Source organism: Enterobacter sp. K16B (assembly GCF_020216105.1).
In the GTDB taxonomy this organism is placed as follows: Bacteria; Pseudomonadota; Gammaproteobacteria; order Enterobacterales; family Enterobacteriaceae; genus Enterobacter; species Enterobacter sichuanensis.
In genome coordinates this window covers 1-21,042 of record NZ_JAIWJZ010000055.1, presented here as the reverse complement: position 1 = coordinate 21,042, position 21,042 = coordinate 1, and the positions used below count along the sequence as shown (strand labels likewise).

Sequence of the window (21,042 nt, the reverse complement as noted above, 5' to 3'; positions counted from 1 at the left end):
GCCTGGCCGGGCTCAATGTGCTGCCCGTCGAGGTGCGTGGCTAACAATACAGGCTGCGGCGCAACAGGGGTTTTCTGCGGCGGCAAAGCCGGTTTCGGGGCCTGGCCGGGCTCAATGTGCTGGCCGTCGAGGTGCGTGGCTAACAATACAGGCTGCGGCGCAACAGGGATTTTCTGCGGCGGCAGAGCCGGTTTCGGGGCCTGGCCGGACTCAATGTGCTGGCCGTCGAGATGCGTGGCTAATATTGCTTTTGATGGTTCAATAATCAAAGGCTGCTTAGTTGTAGTCGTTACAATGCTTGCAGCTTTTATAGTATTAGTTGGTGTTGAAATTACTCCTGGCTCGTTTAATGTTATTTTAGTATTAGTTACAGCAGTAATACCAGTCGTTACCACAGGTATATTACTAGTTAATTTTACTTGTGCAGGTGTAGAAGGAGTTAAGGTGCTCATTGATACAGGTGGAGCGATACCGCCGATCTGATTTACATAGATAACTTTATCTTGTGCCTGATCATAATAGCTATTGCTTAATAAAGTGTAGTTAGCATCTTTCAGGCTATTAGCGGTTAACACGCCGTTACGAATCCACGGAGCATATTTTACAATATCTGGATGCGATTTAAAGTAAGAGTTGGCTGCAGCAAGGTCAGCACCAGTTAAAGAAGCTTCAGCTACACCAGTTGACACAGCACTAAACACAAAAATAGCAACAGCAGATTTAGATAAACTCATTTAAAAGCTCTCATTACTTAAATAATTAATAAAAAGTAAGGGCGCTATCCTGGCGGGAAGATACAACTTCTTGTTATATCTGCATTAATTCACGATTAACGATAAAGTTTTAGTTTGGTGACTTATTTCGTTACGTGCAGTAACTATCTTTGAATGTGTAATTTTGGTTATTGATCTAAATCATAAATCGCATTAATTGTTCATCCGCTTCACTGCGTTGCTTTATATGCAATTGTCAATAAATTCAATTGCATAGCTAATATGGGGTATGGGGCGGTGAAAAAAGTATTAAACACCAATCAATAAGAATGGCTTAAGTGTTTTGACCAAAAGACCTGAGAAATCGACAAAATAGTTAATTCAAATTTATAGGATTCACGACTTCTTTTATTATTGAATATTCCTGTTCTTTTGAATGAAAGTTTTGTCAGGGATACTCTTGTAACATTGGATGCCCGATAAAAATATTTATGTTGAAAATTAAATTTAAAATGTATCTAACATAAATTGCTATAAATGAGTAAGAGGATTGTTATAAAAAATGAGATGTTTAGAAGAGGGGCCATGATCGCCCCCCATTCACAGGCTGTGCTACGGTCTCAAGTCTCTTCACAATTATTCTGTTTCAGGTGTGATAATTCGAAAATTCTGGCACCTGGGGTTAAGCTCCAGTTACGCTGTTTTCTGCGATTTACCGATATATAAGCTCCTGCTTTAATAGTATTTGCCTCCGGCTGATGGAGTCGTCGCCGCACCGTCGAATGCGAGGTTTGGTGCAACTCAGCAAGGCGTGTATTGTCTAAAATCTGATAAATTGTACAAACATCATGTGAGCGTTAACCCTTACATGGTCGAAACGCCTGGACACCACCCAGACGATAAGAAAGGGGGATAGAGTCTGCGGAAAGTTTCGGCTGGATTGCGATAACACTCATCAGTATGATTGCTTGCACAATCAGTGATTGGGGAAACAACTTTTGAGAGTTAAAGGACGATACGATATGAAAGTGACTGATGAGGCGTTGTTACGTTCAGGGTTTACACCTTCGGATTTGCAGAAGATAAAAAACAACGTTGAAAGCTACGGCGGAACCCTGGGGGAAGCAATTCAGGATCTGGCTAATCGATTCAGGATCGTTCTTTGGATCTTTTACGCTTTCATAGCAATGTTTCTCTGGGTAATCATTTCAAAAGAAATAGAATATATCATATCAACGGGGATCAGTTTATCTATAGCAATGTTGATTGCTGTTTTTGTTCAACCGCCAGTCCTTTCTTACAAATCCTGGCGGTTCTGGAGAAAATACAGGGGTTAATGATTCGGTGCTTCGGTGGAAAGCAGGTCAAAAATAACTTTAGCCTTGATACCATAGCCTACTATTTTCATCGTTAACCTGGGGCGGCTCATTGTGTTGACTTTACGGTGGTAATCGTGGGGAAGCCAACGGAACAATCGCCAGGCACCTGCTTTTCGCGCTAATCCAAAAATGCTGTAGATGCTTGCGCTTAGTGTTAGAGCGTTATAAAAAGCCAGACCAGATTCAGCTTTAAATCCCATAAACTGAGCAGTATTAATCACTTTGTCAGCGACCACACCTTCAGAGTTAGATTTCCCTTCAGATAATAATGTATTCACTTCTCTGGTTATACCGTTAGTGCCATCAGCAACTAAGATTGCGCCAGCGAGGACGCCAATAGGGGTCATCGTCGAGATCATGATCATTCCGCCGTAGAAAACTATCCCTGATATAACGATATTCACAGCCGAAATCATGTACCCGACGATTTTATTATTTTCCTTAACAAACTCGACCTTCGCGTAAAGCTGTGCGGACTTAGTTCTTAACAGACGCTCTTGTTCAAGCAGATTGTCTGTTTCAGCACGCAGATTTTTGATGCATACAATGCATTCTTCGTCTGTTTTAGCTCGCCGCGCTGCCTAAAACTCCTTTTCTAAGACCTGTTTCATCTCTTCGACAAACTTGATACGTGTTATCCCATCTTGCAAATAGAATGCTGACAGCCGGTTTGCTGTTTCGACGAGTTTCCGGGCTTCCAGATTTACCATGGTATCTGACCAGGTTCTGTTCCATCCTCTGTTGAGCAGCGCGATATCCATAAAGCCTCCTTTCCTGAATGTGCCTGGTCATTTTACGTTCTATACGGTCAGGGGCAACAGGATATGCTTTGATATCATGACTAATGTAACAAAGGAGCTTAATGGCGACTTTTTTCATATTTAGAGTGGGGTACAAACCGAGGTACAGCGTGAAGAAGCGATAAGCGGAAGGGCGGGCTTGCGTCAGCAAACAACTTCCCCTAATCTGGCAAAAAGTAACAGAAATGTACCAAATGACTCGGGGTGCCCTTCTTCGTCGAAGGCTGAGAAATACCCGTATTACCTGATCTGGATAATGCCAGCGTAGGGAAGTCAGATGCCTTCCCGGTCATCGCTTCTTCACGCAAGGCAGGAGCGAAACCATGCAGCCTGACCTGCTCGATTTACACGTTTTACACCACTTCCGAACCCGTTCTCCGCTTACGCATTGTATGACCAACGATGTCGTGCAGACCTTTACGGCCAACGTTTTGCTGGCGCTTGGCGCATCCCCAGCGATGGTGATTGAAGCCGAAGAGGCTGAACAATTTGCCGGGATGGCCGATGCGCTGCTGATTAACGTTGGCACGCTAACCGCACCGCGCGCCCAGTCGATGCGCCGGGCGATTGAAAGTGCAGTGGCGGCAGGCAAACCCTGGACGCTGGACCCGGTGGCGGTGGGCGCCCTGGCGTTCCGCACCCGTTTTTGCCATCAAATTCTTGCCCTGAAACCGGCGGCCATTCGCGGCAATGCCTCCGAAATCCTGGCCCTTGCCGGCATGAGCACGGGTGGACGTGGCGTTGATACGACCGATACCGCTGCCAGCGCGGTGCCAGCTGCCGAGGCGCTGGCCCGCCAGACCAACGCCATTGTTGTCGTCACCGGTGAAGTGGATTACATCACGGACGGACAGCGAACCCGCACGGTCACGGGTGGTGACCCGCTGATGACGCGCGTGGTGGGCACCGGATGCGCACTCTCTGCCGTTGTGGCGGCAAGCTGCTCGCTGCCGGGCGACAGGCTGGATAACGTCGCTGCCGCCTGCGGCTGGATGAAGCGAGCCGGGACGATTGCCGTTGCGCACTCTCGTGGCCCGGGCAGTTTTGCCAGCGCGTTCCTGGATGCGCTCTACACGCTGGAGGTACCGGCATGAAACGGATTAACGCCCTGACCATTGCCGGCACCGATCCCAGCGGCGGCGCCGGTATCCAGGCTGACCTGAAAACGTTCTCGGCTCTTGGCGCGTACGGCTGCTCGGTGATCACCGCGCTGGTGGCGCAAAATACGCGCGGGGTGCAGTCGGTCTACCGTATCGAGCCCGATTTTGTCGCCGCACAGCTGGATTCGGTGTTCAGCGACGTGCGCATCGATACCACCAAAATCGGCATGCTGGCCGAGACGGACATTGTTGAAGCGGTGGCGGAACGGCTTAAGCGTTATCAGGTGCAAAACGTGGTGCTGGATACCGTCATGCTGGCAAAAAGTGGTGACCCGCTGCTCTCCGCTTCCGCCGTGGAGACGCTGCGCAAAAAGCTGCTGCCGCAGGTGGCGCTCATTACCCCTAATCTGCCTGAAGCTGCCGCGCTGTTAGACGCGCCGCACGCGCAGAACGAACGTGAGATGAAAGAGCAGGGGAATGCCCTGCTGGCGATGGGCTGCGGGGCGGTACTGATGAAGGGCGGCCATCTCGATGACGCGGAAAGTCCGGACTGGCTCTTCACTCGCGAAGGCGAAGTGCGTTTCACCGCCCCGCGCGTTCAAACCAAAAATACCCATGGCACGGGCTGTACGCTCTCGGCCGCGCTGGCGGCGCTGCGTCCACGGCATGAAAACTGGGCCGATACGGTGCAGGAAGCGAAAGCCTGGCTCTCCGCGGCGCTGGCAAAAGCCGATACTCTGGAAGTGGGTCACGGTATTGGGCCGGTTCACCATTTTCATGCATGGTGGTAGGCCTTATACTGGCAGAACACATCACGCCTGAGAAAAACAGAGATGGAACAAGCGCATACCCGGTTAATCGCTCAATTGAATGAACGGATCGCCGCGCCCGATAACACGCCGCTGTACCTGAAGTTTGCCGAAACGGTAAAAAACGCGGTGCGCAGCGGGGTGCTGGAGCACGGTAATATTTTGCCCGGCGAGCGCGATCTGAGTCAGTTAACCGGCGTGTCGCGTATTACCGTGCGTAAAGCGATGCAGGCGCTGGAGGAAGAGGGCGTGGTGACGCGCGCCCGCGGCTATGGCACGCAAATTAACAATATCTTCGAATATTCCCTGAAAGAGGCGCGCGGTTTTTCCCAGCAGGTGGTGCTGCGCGGTCAAAAGCCGAATACGCTGTGGGTTAACAAGCGGGTGGTGAAGTGTCCGGAAGAGGTGGCGAATCACCTTTCTATCCCCCCTGAGAGCGAGGTATTCCTGCTCAAACGTATTCGCTACGTTGACGAGGACGCCGTCTCGATTGAGGAGTCCTGGGTGCCGGTCGGATTAATCCCCGACCCGGATGCGATCGGCATTTCGCTCTACGATTACTTCCGCAGCCAGAATATTTTCCCGCAGCGTACCCGCTCGCGCGTCAGCGCCCGCATGCCGGACAGCGAGTTTCAGGCGCACATCAAGATGGATGAAAAAATACCGGTGCTGGTGATCAAGCAGGTCGCGCTTGACCAGCAGCACCGGCCGATTGAGTACAGCATCAGCTACTGTCGCAGCGACCTATACGTCTTTGTGTGCGAGGAGTAGCGCCTCACGCGTCGGGGCGCAATCACCGCCGCGGTGGCTGACCACCCAGGCGGCCACCGCGTTGCCGAGCTGCACCGCGTCTGCCAGCGACCATCCCGCCGCCAGCCCGGCAAGCGTACCGCCCGCATGGCTGTCGCCGGCGCCAATGGTGTCCACCACCGTGGCGGGAAACGCCGGAACAACACCTGAGGCGTTACTGTCATACCATGTAGCACCGTCTTTATCATGGCGCACAATCAGCGCGGCGCCGAAGCGCTCCTGCCATGCCTCACCCAGGTTCTCAGCCTCCACATCCAGTCTTTCAGCAGCGATCTCCGCTTCCTGACGATTCAGCGAGACGATCGGCCTGCAGGCCATAATCCGTGCCATCAGCGCGTCAGGGATATCCGCAATGCGTGGGCCGAAATCGATAAACGCCGTCACGTCACGTAATCCTTCCAGCCAGCCCGTCAGCAGCTCGCCGCACGGCGAGGCCAGCTGGTAGCCGGACAAATAGACCAGGCTGTTTTGCGGAACGTGAAGCGCATCCAGCCAGCGCTGCTGCCACTGGTTCTCCACGCCGCTAAACGACATAAAGGTGCGCTCGCCGTCAGGCTCCACCAGCGCCAGACACCAGCCGTTGTCGCCGGTTTCGGCCTCCACGGCGCTGTGCAGATCCTGCTTCGCCATCGCGTTACGAATAATATCCGCCCACACGCCGTGGCCGACGGGCAGGGCGTTTTGCGCCGAAATGCCGAGCCGCTTCAGGGCGATGGCCGTGTTCAGCGCGCAGCCGCCAATATTTACTCCCTGCTGTTTTAACTCGATATCGCACCCGCGCCAGGGCAGGGCCCAGGCGTCGGCGATGACGTCAATCACCGCCGCGCCCAGTACCGTCACCGGGCGCGTGGCGTGCAGGGTTTCCAGGCGTTGGGCAAATGAACTCATACCCCCTCCCTTTGCTCCCGGTAGTGCAGCAGTTTTTCGCAGTAATGGCCGAAATCAAGCTGATTGACGGCGTCGAGCTCGGCTTTAAGCGCCGGGTCAATGGCCTGCACGCCGTGGAGCGCCCCGCAGATGGCCGTCGCCATTGCGCCAATGGTGTCGGTGTCCCCGCCCAGGTTGGCGCATAACACCGCGCAGCGGTTCGGATCGGTTCCTGCCAGTTCGACCATCGCGATGGCCGCCGGAACGGACTCAATGGTGCTGGTTCCCGCACCAGTCAACTGGTAAATCCGCTCGCTGGCGGAGTCGATACCGTTGGCTTCCCGTACGGTCTTCAGCGCCAGCTCAATACGTGCCGCCAGCGAGGCGCTGAAGGTGGTGGTTTTCGCTTCCTGGGCATAGCGGGCGATACCCGGCAGGGCATCGACGATGTTCTGCCAGCGTTCCCCGTCGATGGCGCGTGAAACCGCCCAGGCAATCACCACGGCCCCGGCGATGGCGAGGTCAGATTTATGGGTCGGGCTGGAGGCCAGCGCCACCTGCGCGACAAAGTGTTCCAGCCGCGTCGCCGGAAGCAGGCAGCCCAGCGGGGAGGCACGCATCGCCGCCCCGTTGGTGACACCGTTGTTTTCCAGCTCGCTGACCGGTTTCCCGTCACGAATAGCGTTAAGCGCGATTTTCGATGTCGGGCCAAGCACGTTCTTGTTAAAGGCGTCGAAATCGAGCGCCCAGCGCAAGATATGTTTGCCGATAACATCCGCGTTAATTTCCCCTTCGCACTCAATGATCGCATCCGCCAGGCACAGCGCCATTGAGGTATCGTCGGTGAACTCCGCGCGCTTAAAATAGCAGGCCGCGTTATTCTCCGCCGGGCCGGGTAAGAAGCGGTCTATCCAGCCGAAGTGCGCTTTGACGCGCTTTCGCGGCCACAACTCCGACGGCATGCCCATCGCATCCCCTAACGCCTGCCCATAGAGGGCACCGAGAACACGTTCTTGTTTCATTTAACTTCCCCTTGTGTCAGCGCAGAATCGCCATCCACCACCTCAATTGCGGTGATCTCAGTGTCCGATTCGCGGAAAAACAGCATAAACAGCACGGCAATCACAGCAATCATGATCCCGCCGAATGTCCACATTCCGGCCCAGTTGAAGGTCAGCCCATTCACCGGCTCTTTGTATGCGAACATTTTTTCCATCATTACGCCGCCGAGGCGGTAGCCCAGCAGGCTACCAAACCCCTGACAGCAGAGCGTAATCAGGCCTTGCGCGGCAGTGCGCATATGCACCGGCGCTTTTTTATCCACGTAGATATACGCGGTAACGTAGTAGAAGTCGTAGCTCACCCCGTGCAGCAGAATGCCGAGGAACAGCAGGGCATAGGTGAAGTACTGCTCTGCGCCGCCGTAAACAAAGAAACCGTAGCGGATAGCGGCGGTGATCAAGCCCAGCAGCAAGACCTTCTTAATACCAAAGCGTTTGGTGAAGAACGGCAGTGCCAGCATGAAGAAGATTTCAGAGAACTGACCGAGCGTCATCCAGCCGGTGGCGTTTTTCATTCCCACTTCCGTGAGATAGCCGTTGGCGAAGATGTAGTAGAAGGCCAGCGGCATGGCGAACAGAAACGAGCAGAAGAAGAACACCAGGAAGTTTTTGTCACGCAGCAGGATCAGCGCATCCAGCCCCAGCATCACTTTGAAATCCAGCTTGCCGGTACTTTTCGGTGGCGTGTTCGGCAGGAACAGGGCAAACACGCCGAGCAGGGCGGAGCTGGCCGCGGTCATCAGCAATGGAATATTGGTATCGGAAATATCGCTGTAGCCCAGCATCTGCGGCAGGAAGCCGCACGCCAGCCCGGAGGCGATCCAGCCGATAGTTCCCATCACGCGGATGCGCGGGAAATCGGCCTCGACGTCGTCCACGTTGGCGAAGGCAATACTGTTGGTCAGCGCGATGGTGGGCATGTAGGTCAGGGAGTAAACCAGCAGCAGCGGGAAGAAGGTGCTGAACTGGGTTTGCTGTGCGGCGAAGTACATCAGAATCGCGCCGGCAAACATCAGCACCGCCAATACTTTCTGCGCGGCAAAGAATCGGTCGGTCAGCGAGCCGACAAGAATAGGTGAGAGGATAGCGGCAATAGCGGTACAGGCGTAAGACCAGCCGATTTCCCCGGCGGTAAACCCGCTTTTGCTCAGCCACAGCCACAGCGGTACGAACCAGGCTCCCCAGATAAACCATTCAACAAACATCATGAATGACAGTTGGACTTTCGTTTTCATTGTTTAATCCTGCATGTCAGAGGGTACGCCTTTAACATACCATTCAATAATACCTTTTAAATACCTTTGTGGTGATTGTTTGATCAATGTAACAGTTTTGTTGTACACGAATCGAGCCAGCAGATTGTGCTGAAAAAAAATGCAAAAGGTGGAAAATCTGTTAAGTCGGTACCAGGCTTAGTCTGCCCAGAAATAATGGGACTGGATAAACACACACCGACACGACGTCGGACTTACGGGAGTATCACATGACTGATATTGCGCAGTTGCTTGGCAAAGACGCCGACAGCCTTTTACAGCATCGTTGTATGACCATTCCAGCCGACCAGCTTTATCTCCCTGGTCATGACTACGTCGACCGCGTGATGGTCGATAACAACCGTCCGCCTGCCGTGCTGCGAAACATGCAGACGCTCTACAACACCGGGCGGCTCGGTGGCACCGGGTATCTCTCTATTCTGCCGGTAGACCAGGGCGTTGAGCACTCGGCGGGTGCCTCTTTCGCGGCGAATCCGCTCTATTTTGATCCGAAGAATATTGTTGAGCTGGCGATTGAAGCGGGCTGTAACTGCGTGGCGTCCACCTATGGCGTGCTGGCCTCGGTCGCGCGTCGCTATGCCCACCGCATTCCGTTCCTCGTGAAGCTCAACCACAATGAAACGCTCAGCTACCCCACCGAGTATGATCAAACCCTCTACGCCAGCGTCGAGCAGGCGTTCAATATGGGGGCGGTCGCCGTCGGGGCGACGATCTATTTCGGCTCTGAACAGTCCCGTCGTCAGATTGAAGAGATCTCTGCGGCGTTTGAGCGCGCGCACGAGCTGGGCATGGTGACCGTGCTGTGGGCTTACCTGCGTAACCCGGCGTTCAAAAAAGACGGCGTGGATTACCATGTGTCCGCGGACCTGACCGGGCAGGCGAACCACCTGGCGGCCACCATCGGCGCGGATATTGTGAAGCAGAAAATGGCCGAGAATAACGGCGGGTACAAAGCGGTGAACTTCGGTTACACCGATGACCGCGTGTACAGCAAGCTGACCAGCGATAACCCGATAGACCTTGTGCGCTACCAGCTGGCGAACTGCTACATGGGCCGTGCCGGGCTGATTAACTCCGGCGGCGCGGCGGGCGGGGATACTGACCTGTCAGACGCGGTGCGTACGGCGGTTATCAACAAGCGCGCGGGCGGCATGGGGCTGATCCTGGGCCGTAAGGCGTTTAAGAAATCGATGGCCGACGGCGTGAAGCTGATCAATGCGGTGCAGGACGTTTATCTGGACAGTAAAGTGACGATTGCCTGACCTGAGGGCGAAATGTGGGCCGGGTAAGGCGTAGCCGCCACCCGGCAGTACAATTAGCGCAGAAGCGCACAGTCCGGCGGCAACCGACACTGCAGCGCGCCGGGCAACACCTCAATGCGGAACTGTGTCCCGCTCAGCGGTTCCCCGTCAAGGTTAAACGTCATCCCGTGCGGGGCATTCACTTCAAACCATGCCGATTTCCCGGCAATGATATTGGGGCTCTCTTCCGGCTGCGTCAGCGTGGTGAACAGCGCGGGCAGCAGGCCGTCGCCCGTGAAAATCCGCAGCTGTAGCTGACCGTCATTAATCAGCGCCTCCGGGCACAGCTGCTGCCCGCCGCCTGCCTGACGGCCATTGCCAATACCAATCACCAGCGCGTCACCCTGCCACTGAAAATCCTCGCCGCGAATTTCGCAGCGGTCAGGCTTGAGGGTATCCATGCGCATCAGACCGTGGATCAGGTAAGAGACGCCGCCCAGCGCCGCCTTCAGTTTTTCCGGCGTTTCGCTTGTGATGCGGGTGCCAAACCCGCCGGTCGCCATATTGATAAAGCAGGTTTTGTCATTCACCTGAGCAATGTCCACGGCGGTGGCTTTACCGAGGATGGCCAGCTGGAGCGCCTTCGCTAACTCCTCAGGGATCCCGGCGCTGGTGGCAAAATCATTGGCGGTGCCGAGCGGTAAAATGCCCATCACCGGGCGGTTTGCCGGGGGCAGGTCGATAAGTGCAGAGGCGATCTCATTGATGGTGCCATCGCCGCCGCCGGAAATGATGGTCTTAACGCCCAGTCGAATGCCTTCATCGATGTACCGTGCTGCGTCACCTTTTTCGAATGTCACCCGGACGTGAATTCGCGCACCGTCTTCACGTAGTTCGGTTATTGCCTGGCGCAACAGATCGTTGCCTGCACTTTTGCCATTGAGAATCAATAAACTGTCTGGATAGGTTGCCATCCTCGCTGCTCCCTTTTTTAGCGTTAGTAAGAGTGTATAGCAGAGAGAAAAAAAGCGGGTAAGAACAGGATGAAAGGCAAAAATAAGGCTGCGGAAAGGGGATTTATCCCCCTTCATGGCGTTTATCTTTTATATGCCGGTTCCTCAAAGGACTCATACCCTTAACGTTTGAGTCCTGCCGTTTGCTTTGCCTCTATTTTCAACTGCTTACGCCACACCCGATTATGTAGCGTTAGCGCAATTGAACGGTAAAAGACCGATGTATTCATCCACACGATATTCAGGCAGAAAAATCCCAATCCTGATAATGAGGTTATTTGCGGTGTGTAATTCTCTACAGAGCTGAATAAAAGCGAAACCCATGTCCAGATAAAGTAAACGATGCTCATCAAGCCAGTCAGTGTAATGACAGAAATATGCAGTTTGTATCCCGTTAAGGATCCTCTGGCAGTTAGAAACATCGTGCTCATCACAACTATGCAATACACCACTGCTGCAAGGAATACCCCCATCATTACCTTAAACTCAGGTAAGGCGAGCAGGCGAAATAGCAACATCCAGACAGAAACTTGTAGCATAGCGTAGCAAAAAATAGTGAGTAAGGTACTTATTGCTAAGGGTATGCCTGTCATATGTACACCCACAGGAACACCGAACTGACCTTTTAAGCGATCTTTCAATGATTCAAGCCGCAGGAGATCGTCAGTCGCCATTTGACGTGTAATCAGAGTACTTAATGCAAGGCTCTTCTTGATGTATTTTATCATGTCCGGGTCAATGACTTCCTGTATATGAAAAAGACTGAATCAAACCAAAAACGTATTTACCAGATTGTGTAATATTCTGAGGGTTCCGGATTGTACCCGAGAGAGCACTGCCCAACACCCTTCATATGGTGGGTCTTTGCAATTTGATTCTTAATAAGTGGACTGAAAAGTGCAAAAAAATAAGCCCGCGTAAGGGAGATTACGCAGGCTAAGGAGGTGGTTCCTGGTACAGCTAGCATTTATGGGTTATGTTTTTCAGCGGGGGGATAATACCCGTATTGAACGAAGCGGTATGTGATCCGATTCTAAGAATTATCCCAGCGCGAAAAAATTTCCCCGATTAACTATTTGCCGTGTGGGTTTCGGGTGCTTTCACCGTTGAAATTACGCATCAGCAGCGCAAACTTCAGCTCCACCTCTTCCGGCACCGGCAGCCAGACGGTATGACCGTCACCCGGCGCTACGTCAATCGCTTCGCCTTTGCCGTTTTCCAGATGCTCCAGCGTGAAGTTCATGTTGCCCTGCGGGGTCATCAGCTCCAGGCTGTCGCCTTTGGTGAACTTGTTTTTCACCGCTACGGCCGCCAGCGCGCCTTTACGCTCGCCGGTGAAGTCTCCGACAAACTGCTGGCGCTCGGATACGGAGTAGCCGTGCTCGTAGTTCTGGTAGTCGTCGTGGGTATGACGGCGCAGGAAGCCTTCGGTATAGCCGCGATGTGCCAGGCCTTCCAGGGTCTCCAGCAGGCTGGTATCGAACGGTTTACCGGCGGCGGCATCGTCGATGGCTTTGCGGTACACCTGTGCGGTGCGTGCGCAGTAGTAATAGGATTTGGTGCGGCCTTCGATTTTCAGGGAGTGCACCCCCATCTGGGTCAACCGCTCGACGTGAGCAACAGCGCGCAGATCTTTTGAGTTCATGATGTAAGTGCCGTGCTCATCTTCAAAGGCGGTCATGTACTCGCCCGGACGTTTGGCTTCTTCAATCATAAATACGCTGTCGGTGGGCGCGCCGATGCCCAGCGTAGGCTCAACGTTAGTCACCGGGATAGGTTCATGCTTGTGGACGATATTGCCGATGTCGTCCTCTTTGCCTTCCTGGACGTTATATTCCCAGCGGCAGGCGTTGGTGCAGGTCCCCTGGTTCGGGTCGCGCTTGTTGATGTAACCAGAGAGCAGGCAGCGGCCGGAGTAGGCCATGCACAGCGCGCCGTGAACGAAGATTTCGATTTCCATATCCGGCACCTGAGTGCGGATCTCTTCGATCTCTTCCAGGGAGAGCTCGCGGGAGAGAATGACGCGGGTCAGCCCCATCTGCTTCCAGAATTTCACCGTCGCCCAGTTTACGGCGTTAGCCTGTACGGAGAGGTGAATATCCATCTCCGGGAAATTCTCCCGAACCAGCATGATTAAACCCGGATCCGACATGATCAGCGCGTCCGGCCCCATCTCCACCACCGGCTTCAGGTCGCGGATGAAGGTCTTGAGCTTGGCGTTGTGCGGCGCGATGTTGACCACCACGTAGAATTTTTTGCCCAGGGCATGCGCTTCATTGATGCCGAGCTGCAGGTTCTCGTGGTTGAATTCATTGTTACGCACGCGCAGCGAGTAGCGCGGCTGGCCCGCGTAGACAGCGTCGGCACCATAGGCGAAAGCGTAACGCATATTTTGCAGCGTTCCCGCCGGGGAAAGGAGTTCCGGTTTAAACATGTTTGTTCTCGTTCTGATGACAGGTCAGATCCGCGTGCACACGGTGCAGCGGTAAGGGGAGATCCCCCACTTTAAGGGCGGGCATTGTAGCGCTGCGGGGCAGGGAGGTAAAGCGCCGGGTCGCGTCACCGTTCTCCCGGCGCGCGTCCTGCTGTCAGGTATTGTCTTTTACCGTCTGAGATGACCCGTTCGTTTTGACGGAGGCGATACCCTTATCACGGGATTGTTCCGTCGCATAAAGCTGGCTGCTGCCAATCACCTGATGATTACCCGCCCTGAGATTGAAATGGAACTTACCGTTCGAGGCTGTTTTCTTTTCGTAACGCTCGTCCTGCGGGCTGTTCGTGCGTACGGAAGCAATGCCGTTTTCGGCGGCACTTTTACTGGTGTAAAGCTCGCTGGTCAGGATGATCTCCCCGTTTCCAGCTTTCAGCACAAACCTGAACTGACCATCACTGCTTTTACTTAATTCGAACCAACCAGACATAGGAACTCCTTGAGCGAAAGTAAAAATTATCAGCACCAGTTATAAGTAAGCGAACCGGTAAAAAGAGTATGGTTGATTCCTGGATGGATTCCAGAAAAGAAAAAACCCGCCAGAGGGCGGGCTTCAGAGGTGAAACGTCACACTATCCGGCACGCATCCGCCTCCCAGCGATACCCCACGCCATACACCGCGCGAATAAATGACTGTTCAGCGTCCAGCGCCTCCAGCTTGCGGCGCAGGTTTTTGATGTGGCTGTCGATGGTGCGGTCGGTCACGACGCGGTAATCGTCATACAGGCGGTTCAGCAACTGCTCACGGGAGAAGACTTTCCCCGGCTCGTGGGAGAGGGTTTTCAGCAGGCGGAACTCGGCGGGCGTGAGGTCCAGCAGTTTGCTGCGCCAGCTCGCCTGGAAACGACTTTCATCCACAATCAGCGGGCTTTGCGCGTCCAGCACCTGAAGCTCGCGCTGCGGTTTACAGCGGCGCAGAATGGTTTTCACGCGGGCGACCACTTCACGCGGGCTGTAAGGTTTGCAGATGTAATCGTCCGCGCCAATTTCGAGCCCCAGCAGGCGGTCGATCTCTTCAATTTTGGCGGTGACCATCACGATCGGCACGTCGGAGAAGCGACGAATTTCCCGGCACAGGGTCAGGCCATCGGTACCGGGCAGCATCAGATCCAGCAGGATCAGGTCCGGCGGCGTCTGGCGCACGTACGGCAGCACCTGGTCGCCGTGGCTAATCAGCGACGGGGCGTAGCTGGCCGCACGTAAATAGTCGATCAGCAACTGCCCGAGCTTGGGCTCGTCTTCGACGATCAAAATGCGCGGCGTGTTTTCGTCAATGGGTAACTCGGTCATACTTCTCTCGATAACTCCCGTTCCAGCGGTAACTCTACTGTAATGCTAACCCCGCCAAAAGGCGAATGGGCGGCGCGGATCGTCCCATTATGCGCCTCGACGATGTTAACGCAAATTGCCAGCCCCAGCCCGGAGCCGCCGCTGGCGCGGTTACGGGACCCTTCGGTGCGATAAAAACGCTCAAACAGTTTTTCCAGCTGCGCATCCTGCACGCCGGGGGCGGAATCCGCGAAGGTGAGGGCGAAGCGTCCGTTTTCCTGTTTGCCGGAGATATGCAGCCCGCCGCCGCTGTCGGTATAGCGCAGGCTGTTTTCCAGCAGGTTGTTGAACAGCTGCATCAGGCGATCTTTGTCGCCAAACACTACCGCGCTGTCCGGCAGGGAGAGATCAATCTTCAGGTTGCGGCTGGCAAACCGTTCCCGGAACGCGCCGCTGGCGACTTCAAGCACGTTGATCACGTCGACGGGTGCTTTCTGATAAGCCAGCGCCCCTTCATCGGACATGGAGAGCTGGTGGAGGTCATCCACAAGCTTGGTGAGCGTGCCCACTTCCGCCTGCAGGGAGGCCACCGATTCAGGCGTAAACTGGCGTACGCCGTCCTGAATGGCCTCCAGCTCGCCACGCAGCACCGCCAGCGGCGTGCGCAGCTCGTGGGAGATATCGGCCATAAAATCGCGGCGCATCTGCTGGTTTTTTTCCAGGGTACTGGCGAGCTGGTTAAAGTCCTGCGCCAGCTTGCCCAGTTCGTCCTGGCTGCGGGTGTCGACGCGGGTAGTGAAATCCCCGGCCGCCAGCTTGTGCGTACCTTCCACCAGCCGTTTTACCGGCGCGAGCAGACCACGCGCCAGCGGGAAGGTGGCGAGCGCGGCGAGCAGGGTGGAGAGGGCGACAATCAGCCAGCTTGTCCGGCGCTGCTGGCGGTCAAAGTTGATGTCGGTATTGCGCGTCAGGCGCTCCACCGGCGAGGCGATCACCCAGCCGACGGTGGCGTTATTCACTTTAATCGCCCGGCGGGTGCCGTCCGGCGGAATTGGCGCGCGCGGGCCAACCAGAGGGCGCATCTCCTGGTCGATCACCCAGAACTGGGTACGCCAGCCGTGCGGCGGCATGCCCGGTCCCGGGCGGTCATCACCGGTGTCGTGCTCCAGCGAACGCAGGATCTGGAAAATAAAGCGGTCGTTATTGCGCAGAAAACGCCAGTTGCCGTGCTGGGCGTACTGTTCACTCAGCGCATCGCTTAAGCCCTGTAAACGCTGTTCATTGCCATGCTTGATGTAATCAATAAACCCGCGCTCAAAGCTGATCCGCACCGCCCAGTGCATGGTGATCAGCAGAACGATACAGGTGGCAAAAATCGCCAGAAAGAGCTTACCGGTAATCCCCGGACGCCAGAATTTCATGAGCCACTCCTTTTGCCGCGCCTAATCACGACGTTCTTGCGGGTATCATCCGGCACTCGGGCGAAGATGAATGCGGGCAGGGCGATAATGACCGCCATGCTGAGATACGTATATAAAAAGACCTGATGCGCTACCGGCGTGTCGACGCTGAGGTGGTGCTGACCGTACATGCCGAGCAGCAGACCGGCGATAGTCACGCCGACGCTCATGGAGAGCTGCATGACCATCGACAGCAGGCTGTTGCCGCTGCTCGCCAGCTCATCCGGCAGGTCTTTCAACGTCAGGGTATTCATCGACGAAAAGCGCATGGAGTTGATCACCCCCTGGCAGAACAGCACCAGCGGCAGGACGTAGTACCAGCCCATCAGCGCCACGGCCATAAACAGCAGGCTGACCAGCGCCAGGCCGAGCGTGGCGGCCACCAGCACGTGACGATAGCCAAAGCGGTTGACGACCTGCACCACGATGCGCTTCATCCCCATGCTGCCGAGCACCATCGGGATCATCATCAGGCCCGCGTGAAACGGTGAAAAGCCCATGCCGATTTGCAGAAAAACGGGCGTCATAAACGGCAGCATGCCGCTGCCGACGCGTCCGGCAAAGCTGCCGAACAGGCCAAGACGGTAGGTGGGGTTTTTAAACAGCGTCAGGCTGAACAGCGCCTTGTCGTTTCCTCTGGCGTGCCAGAGGTACCCCAACACAGCGGTGAGGCCGAGGGCGACCAGGATACCCAGCGTCAGGGACGAAATCCCCAGCCCTTTTTGCCCGTCGAGGGCGAGGGTGAGCGTTGCCATGCCTGCGGCCAGCAGGATAAAGCCAAAGAAATCAAAGCGCCGCGTCTGCATTTTATAGTTTGGCATCAGCGCCAGGGTGGCAATCGCGCCAACGATTCCCACCGGCAGGTTGATTAAGAAAATCCAGTGCCAGGAGGCATACTCCACCAGCACGCCACCCAGCGCCGGACCCAGCAGCGGTCCCACCTGGCCGGGCAGGGTGACAAAGGTCATTGCCGCCATGTACTGCTCGCGCGGAACAATTTTCATCACCGTTAACCGCCCGACGGGGACCATCATCGCCCCACCGATACCCTGCAGCACGCGCGCCATGACCAACTGGTCGAGGGTATTGGCCTGGGCGCAAAACAGCGAGCCGGTGGTAAACAGCACGATGGCGGTGAAGAAGATATTCCGCACGCCGACTTTGTCGGCCAGCCAGCCGCTGGCAGGCAGCATCACGGCCACCGTCAGCACGTAGGAGACAATCACCATATGCATATGCAGCGGGCTCTCCCCCAGGCTTTTCGCCATGGAGGGGAGGGCGGTGTTAACGATAGTCGTATCCAGCGACTGCATAAAAAAGCCGAAGGCGACAATCCATAATTGCCAGCGAACGCTGCTGGGAAGCTCAGTCATTTACCCGGTCACCGTGGTTCTGTTTTTACGTGCAACGCGCAGCCGCAGACGGTCAAAGAAAAGATAGACCACCGGCGTGGTGTAGAGCGTCAGCAGCTGGCTCATCACCAGCCCGCCGACAATGGTGATCCCCAGCGGCTGGCGCAGTTCCGAGCCGTCGCCCCCGGAAATCACCAGCGGCAGCGCACCAAACAGCGCCGCCAGGGTGGTCATCATGATCGGACGAAAACGCAGCAGACAGGCCTGGAAGATGGCCTCTTCCGGCGACAGGTTGCCGTTGCGCTGGGCGTCCAGGGCGAAGTCGACCATCATGATGGCGTTTTTCTTCACAATACCGATTAACAGCATGATCCCGATAAGCGCGATGAGGCTGAACGGCGCATCGAATAGCTCCAGCGCCAGCAGTGCCCCCACGCCCGCCGACGGCAGCGTCGAGAGGATGGTCAGCGGGTGCACGTAGCTCTCATACAGAACGCCCAGCACAATATAGACCGTGGCGATGGCGGCAAGAATCAAAATCACCTGCGAGTTCATCGTCTCCTGGAACACCTGCGCGGTGCCAGCAAAGCTGCCGCGCACGGTGGACGGTACGCCAAGCTGCGTCATCGCCCGGTTGATCGCATCGCTGGCCTCCGAAAGCGACGAACCGGCGGGCAGGTTAAAGGAGATGGTCGAGGCCGCCGACAGCCCCTGATGGTTCACCGACAGCGGCGCGTTGGCGGGCTGCCAGCTGGCAAAGTACGAGAGCGGAATCGCCTTGCCGTCGTTGTTGATGACAAACATTTTGTCCAGGGCGCTGATGTCCTGGGTGTAACGCGGGTCAACCTCCATCACCACCTTATACTGGTTCATTGGCTGGTAGATGGTGGAAATCTCGCGCTGGCCGAACGCGTTGTTCAGCAGGCTGTTGGCGGCTTCAACGTTAATGCCCAGACGCGACATGGTTTCGCGGTCGTAGGTCAGGGCCATCTCGGCGCCGTTGTCCTGCTGATCGGAGTTTACGTCCGCCAGTTGGGGCAGGGCGGCCAGCGCCTTGCGGATCTTCGGCTCCCACTCGCGCAGGGCGGCTAAATCATCAGAAAGCAACGTGTACTGGTAGCTGGCGTTCGCCTGACGCCCACCGACGCGGATGTCCTGAACGGCCATCAAAAACAGGTTGGCGCCCGGCTCTTTGGCGAGCTTCACCCGCAGGCGGTCAATCACCTGCTGGGCGGTTTCGTTGCGCTCGCCGCGCGGTTTCAGGGTAATAAACATCATCCCGCTGTTCACGCGTGACCCGCCGGTAAAGCCGGTGACGTTATCCACGGCTTTGTCTTCACGAATGATCTTCATAAAGTCCTGCAGCTTGCCGCGCATCGCCTGGAACGAAATGCTCTGATCCGCCTGAATACCGCCCATCAGCACGCCGGTATCCTGCTCCGGGAAAAAGGTTTTCGGGATGGAGATATAGAGCCAGACGTTGAGCACGATGGTGCCGATCAGCACCAGACCGACAAGCCGTGTATGGTTCAGCACCCACTTCAGCGATTTTCCGTAGCCCTCCTGCATCGCCAGCAGAACGCGGCCAAAGCCTTTGCGGCGCGGTTGCGAGTGCGGTTTGCTGCGCTTAAGCATCCAGCCGCACATCATCGGCGTGAGTGTTAAGGAGATAATCAGCGAAATGCCGATGGCGACGGAGAGGGTGACGGCAAACTCGCGCAGCAGCCTGCCCGGCAGTCCGCCCATCAGCAGCAGCGGCAGGAACACCGCCACCAGCGACAGGCTCATGGAGAGCACCGTAAAGCCCACCTCGCGCGTCCCCTGCAGGGCAGCCTGCAGCGGTTTAACCCCGGCTTCCAGGTGGCGGGAAATATTTTCCAGCACCACGATGGCGTCATCCACCACAAAGCCCGTGGCAATCGTCAGGGCCATCAGCGACAGGTTGTTGAGGCTAAAGCCGCACAGATACATGGCGGCAAAGGTGCCAATCAGCGACACCGGCACGGCCACCGCTGGAATAAGCGTCGCCCGGCCGGAGCGCAGGAACAGGAACACCACCAGGATCACCAGCGCGACGGAAATCACCAGCGTTTGCTCCACCTCTTCCAGCGAGGCGCGAATGGTCGGGGAGCGATCCTGGGCAATTTGCAGATCGATAGCCGCCGGGATGGTCTGCTGCAGTTCCGGGAGACGGGCGCGAATGCTGTTCACCGTCTCAATGATGTTGGCTTCCGGCAGCTTGCGGATCATCAGCAAAATCGCCGGTTTGGCGTTGGTCATCCCGGCATTGCGCACGTCCTGCACCGAGTCGGTGACGCTGGCGACGTCGCTTAGGCGCACCGCCGCGCCGTTGTTGTAGTGAATGATCAACGGCTGATACTCCGCCGCGGTTTTCAGCTCGTCGTTAGTGTGGATCTGCCAGCGGTGGCTTCCGTCCTCAATCGCCCCCTGCGGTTTGCGCACGTTGGCGTTGCTGATGGCGGAGCGCACGTCGTCCAGCGACACGCCCTGGTTAAACAGCGCCTGCGGGTTTAACCCCACGCGCACCGCGGGCAGGGAGCTGCCGCCGACGCTCACGTCACCGACGCCGTTAATTTGTGAAATTGTCTGCGCCAGCTGGGTGGAGGCAAAGTCGTACAGCTGGCCCTGCGAGTAGGTGTCCGAGGTCAGCGTCAGGATCATGATCGGCGCGTCGGACGGATTGGCTTTCCGGTAGGTCGGACGGCTCGGCATCCCGCTTGGCAGCAGGCTTTGCGCGGCGTTGATGGCGGCCTGCACGTCGCGCGCCGCGCCGTTGATATCCCGGTCGAAGCTGAACTCCAGAATGATGCGCGTACTGCCGAGCGAGCTGCTGGAGGTCATCTCGTTGACCCCCGCGATCCGCCCGAGCGAGCGCTCCAGCGGCGTGGCAACGGACGAGGCCATGGTTTCCGGTGACGCACCCGGCAGCGAGGCGCTGACCATGATCACCGGGAAATCCACCTGCGGCAGTGGCGCTACCGGCAGCAGCCGGAAGCCCAGCACGCCGCACAGCGTAATGGCGAGCGAGATTAATATCGTCGCCACCGGGCGATAAATGAAGAGGGCGAAAAACTTCACTTATGCCTCCTCTTCACGTTTCGGGAAGCGGCTTTTGGTCCACAGCGCCAGGCGGTCAAACAGCAGATAAATCACCGGCGTGGTGAACAGCGTCAGCACCTGGCTCACCAGCAGACCGCCGACCATGCCAATGCCCAGCGGACGACGAAGCTCCGCGCCGACGCCGGTGCTCAGCATCAGCGGCAGCGCCCCCAGCAGGGCCGCCAGCGTGGTCATCAGGATCGGGCGAAAACGCAGCAGGCAGGCCTGGAAGATGGCACCACGCGGCGACATGCCCTGCTCGCGCTCGGCGGCCAGAGCGAAG

The 21,042-nt window shown here is 56.2% G+C and carries 18 protein-coding genes, 1 pseudogene and 1 riboswitch; of the genes and pseudogenes, 5 read left to right on the top strand and 14 right to left on the bottom strand.

Annotated features, from left to right (window positions below; all coding sequences use genetic code 11):
• A partial coding sequence (locus tag LDK53_RS12110; RefSeq protein ID WP_225287297.1) for a hypothetical protein occupies positions 1-734 on the bottom strand: 734 nt, incomplete at its 3' end.
• A gap of 1,001 nt (positions 735-1,735) precedes the next feature.
• On the opposite strand from LDK53_RS12110, the gene LDK53_RS12105 reads away from it, so the two are divergent.
• A complete protein-coding gene (locus LDK53_RS12105) occupies positions 1,736-2,050 on the top strand; it encodes a hypothetical protein (RefSeq protein ID WP_025760293.1) in 315 nt (104 codons plus the stop codon).
• On the opposite strand, the pseudogene LDK53_RS12100 reads toward LDK53_RS12105, so the two are convergent.
• Positions 2,047-2,853, bottom strand: a pseudogene (locus tag LDK53_RS12100) (DUF4225 domain-containing protein). The gene LDK53_RS12105 and the pseudogene LDK53_RS12100 sit on opposite strands and share 4 nt — an antisense overlap.
• Positions 2,854-3,082: 229 nt before the next feature.
• Positions 3,083-3,180: riboswitch (TPP riboswitch) on the top strand.
• 35 nt (positions 3,181-3,215) lie between these two features.
• Here LDK53_RS12100 and thiM point away from each other — a divergent pair.
• The 3 genes from thiM to LDK53_RS12085 are packed head-to-tail and all read left to right on the top strand — an operon-like array spanning position 3,216 to position 5,572.
• Positions 3,216-3,986, top strand: a complete 771-nt coding sequence (gene thiM / locus LDK53_RS12095; RefSeq protein ID WP_225287296.1) for a hydroxyethylthiazole kinase — start codon at positions 3,216-3,218, stop codon at positions 3,984-3,986.
• Positions 3,983-4,783: a bifunctional hydroxymethylpyrimidine kinase/phosphomethylpyrimidine kinase gene (gene thiD / locus LDK53_RS12090; RefSeq protein ID WP_094919100.1), complete on the top strand. Its 801-nt coding sequence runs from the start codon at positions 3,983-3,985 to the stop codon at positions 4,781-4,783. Before thiM ends, thiD begins: the two co-directional genes overlap by 4 nt.
• Before the next feature lie 42 nt (positions 4,784-4,825).
• Positions 4,826-5,572 carry a GntR family transcriptional regulator gene (locus LDK53_RS12085; RefSeq protein WP_025760289.1) on the top strand — a complete coding sequence of 249 codons (747 nt, stop codon included), beginning with the start codon at positions 4,826-4,828 and terminating at the stop codon, positions 5,570-5,572.
• Here LDK53_RS12085 and LDK53_RS12080 read toward each other — a convergent pair.
• Genes LDK53_RS12080 through LDK53_RS12070 form a run of 3 tightly spaced genes read right to left on the bottom strand, consistent with a single transcriptional unit; the run spans position 5,546 to position 8,774 of the window.
• On the bottom strand, positions 5,546-6,499 hold the full coding sequence (locus tag LDK53_RS12080; RefSeq protein ID WP_225287295.1) for a PfkB family carbohydrate kinase: 954 nt from the start codon (positions 6,497-6,499) through the stop codon (positions 5,546-5,548). The two genes, LDK53_RS12085 and LDK53_RS12080, sit on opposite strands and share 27 nt — an antisense overlap.
• The gene (locus LDK53_RS12075) at positions 6,496-7,500 is read right to left on the bottom strand and encodes an ADP-ribosylglycohydrolase family protein (RefSeq protein ID WP_025760287.1); all 1,005 of its coding nucleotides are present in this window, start codon (positions 7,498-7,500) and stop codon (positions 6,496-6,498) included. The genes LDK53_RS12080 and LDK53_RS12075 overlap by 4 nt, the downstream gene beginning before the upstream one ends.
• Complete coding sequence (locus tag LDK53_RS12070; protein ID WP_094919095.1) at positions 7,497-8,774, bottom strand: nucleoside permease; 1,278 nt, start codon at positions 8,772-8,774, stop codon at positions 7,497-7,499. The genes LDK53_RS12075 and LDK53_RS12070 overlap by 4 nt, the downstream gene beginning before the upstream one ends.
• A 248-nt stretch (positions 8,775-9,022) precedes the next feature.
• On the opposite strand from LDK53_RS12070, the gene fbaB reads away from it, so the two are divergent.
• Positions 9,023-10,075: a class I fructose-bisphosphate aldolase gene (fbaB, locus tag LDK53_RS12065; RefSeq protein ID WP_059387083.1), complete on the top strand. Its 1,053-nt coding sequence runs from the start codon at positions 9,023-9,025 to the stop codon at positions 10,073-10,075.
• A gap of 53 nt (positions 10,076-10,128) precedes the next feature.
• Here the strand turns inward: fbaB and yegS are convergent, their stop codons facing one another.
• The 9 genes from yegS to LDK53_RS12020 all read right to left on the bottom strand — a co-directional run.
• Entirely contained in the window at positions 10,129-11,028 is a 900-nt protein-coding gene (gene yegS / locus LDK53_RS12060) for a lipid kinase YegS (protein ID WP_045285609.1), read from the bottom strand.
• A gap of 161 nt (positions 11,029-11,189) precedes the next feature.
• Positions 11,190-11,795 carry a hypothetical protein gene (locus tag LDK53_RS12055; RefSeq protein ID WP_225287294.1) on the bottom strand — a complete coding sequence of 202 codons (606 nt, stop codon included), beginning with the start codon at positions 11,793-11,795 and terminating at the stop codon, positions 11,190-11,192.
• A gap of 344 nt (positions 11,796-12,139) precedes the next feature.
• Positions 12,140-13,501, bottom strand: a complete 1,362-nt coding sequence (gene yegQ / locus LDK53_RS12050) for a tRNA 5-hydroxyuridine modification protein YegQ (protein ID WP_025758705.1) — start codon at positions 13,499-13,501, stop codon at positions 12,140-12,142.
• 154 nt (positions 13,502-13,655) lie between these two features.
• On the bottom strand, positions 13,656-13,988 hold the full coding sequence (locus LDK53_RS12045) for a YegP family protein (protein ID WP_025758706.1): 333 nt from the start codon (positions 13,986-13,988) through the stop codon (positions 13,656-13,658).
• Between the two features lie 137 nt (positions 13,989-14,125).
• The gene (gene baeR / locus LDK53_RS12040) at positions 14,126-14,848 is read right to left on the bottom strand and encodes a two-component system response regulator BaeR (RefSeq protein ID WP_025758707.1); all 723 of its coding nucleotides are present in this window, start codon (positions 14,846-14,848) and stop codon (positions 14,126-14,128) included.
• Positions 14,845-16,248, bottom strand: coding sequence for a two-component system sensor histidine kinase BaeS (baeS, locus tag LDK53_RS12035; RefSeq protein ID WP_025758708.1), 1,404 nt, complete (start codon positions 16,246-16,248; stop codon positions 14,845-14,847). Before baeS ends, baeR begins: the two co-directional genes overlap by 4 nt.
• Entirely contained in the window at positions 16,245-17,660 is a 1,416-nt protein-coding gene (locus tag LDK53_RS12030) for an MFS transporter (RefSeq protein WP_225287293.1), read from the bottom strand. The genes baeS and LDK53_RS12030 overlap by 4 nt, the downstream gene beginning before the upstream one ends.
• Positions 17,661-20,738 (bottom strand): multidrug efflux RND transporter permease subunit MdtC, encoded by a 3,078-nt coding sequence (gene mdtC, locus LDK53_RS12025; RefSeq protein WP_025758710.1) that lies wholly within the window; start codon positions 20,736-20,738, stop codon positions 17,661-17,663.
• Positions 20,739-21,042 (bottom strand): efflux RND transporter permease subunit (locus LDK53_RS12020; RefSeq protein WP_225287292.1); only part of this gene is annotated, 304 nt, incomplete at its 5' end.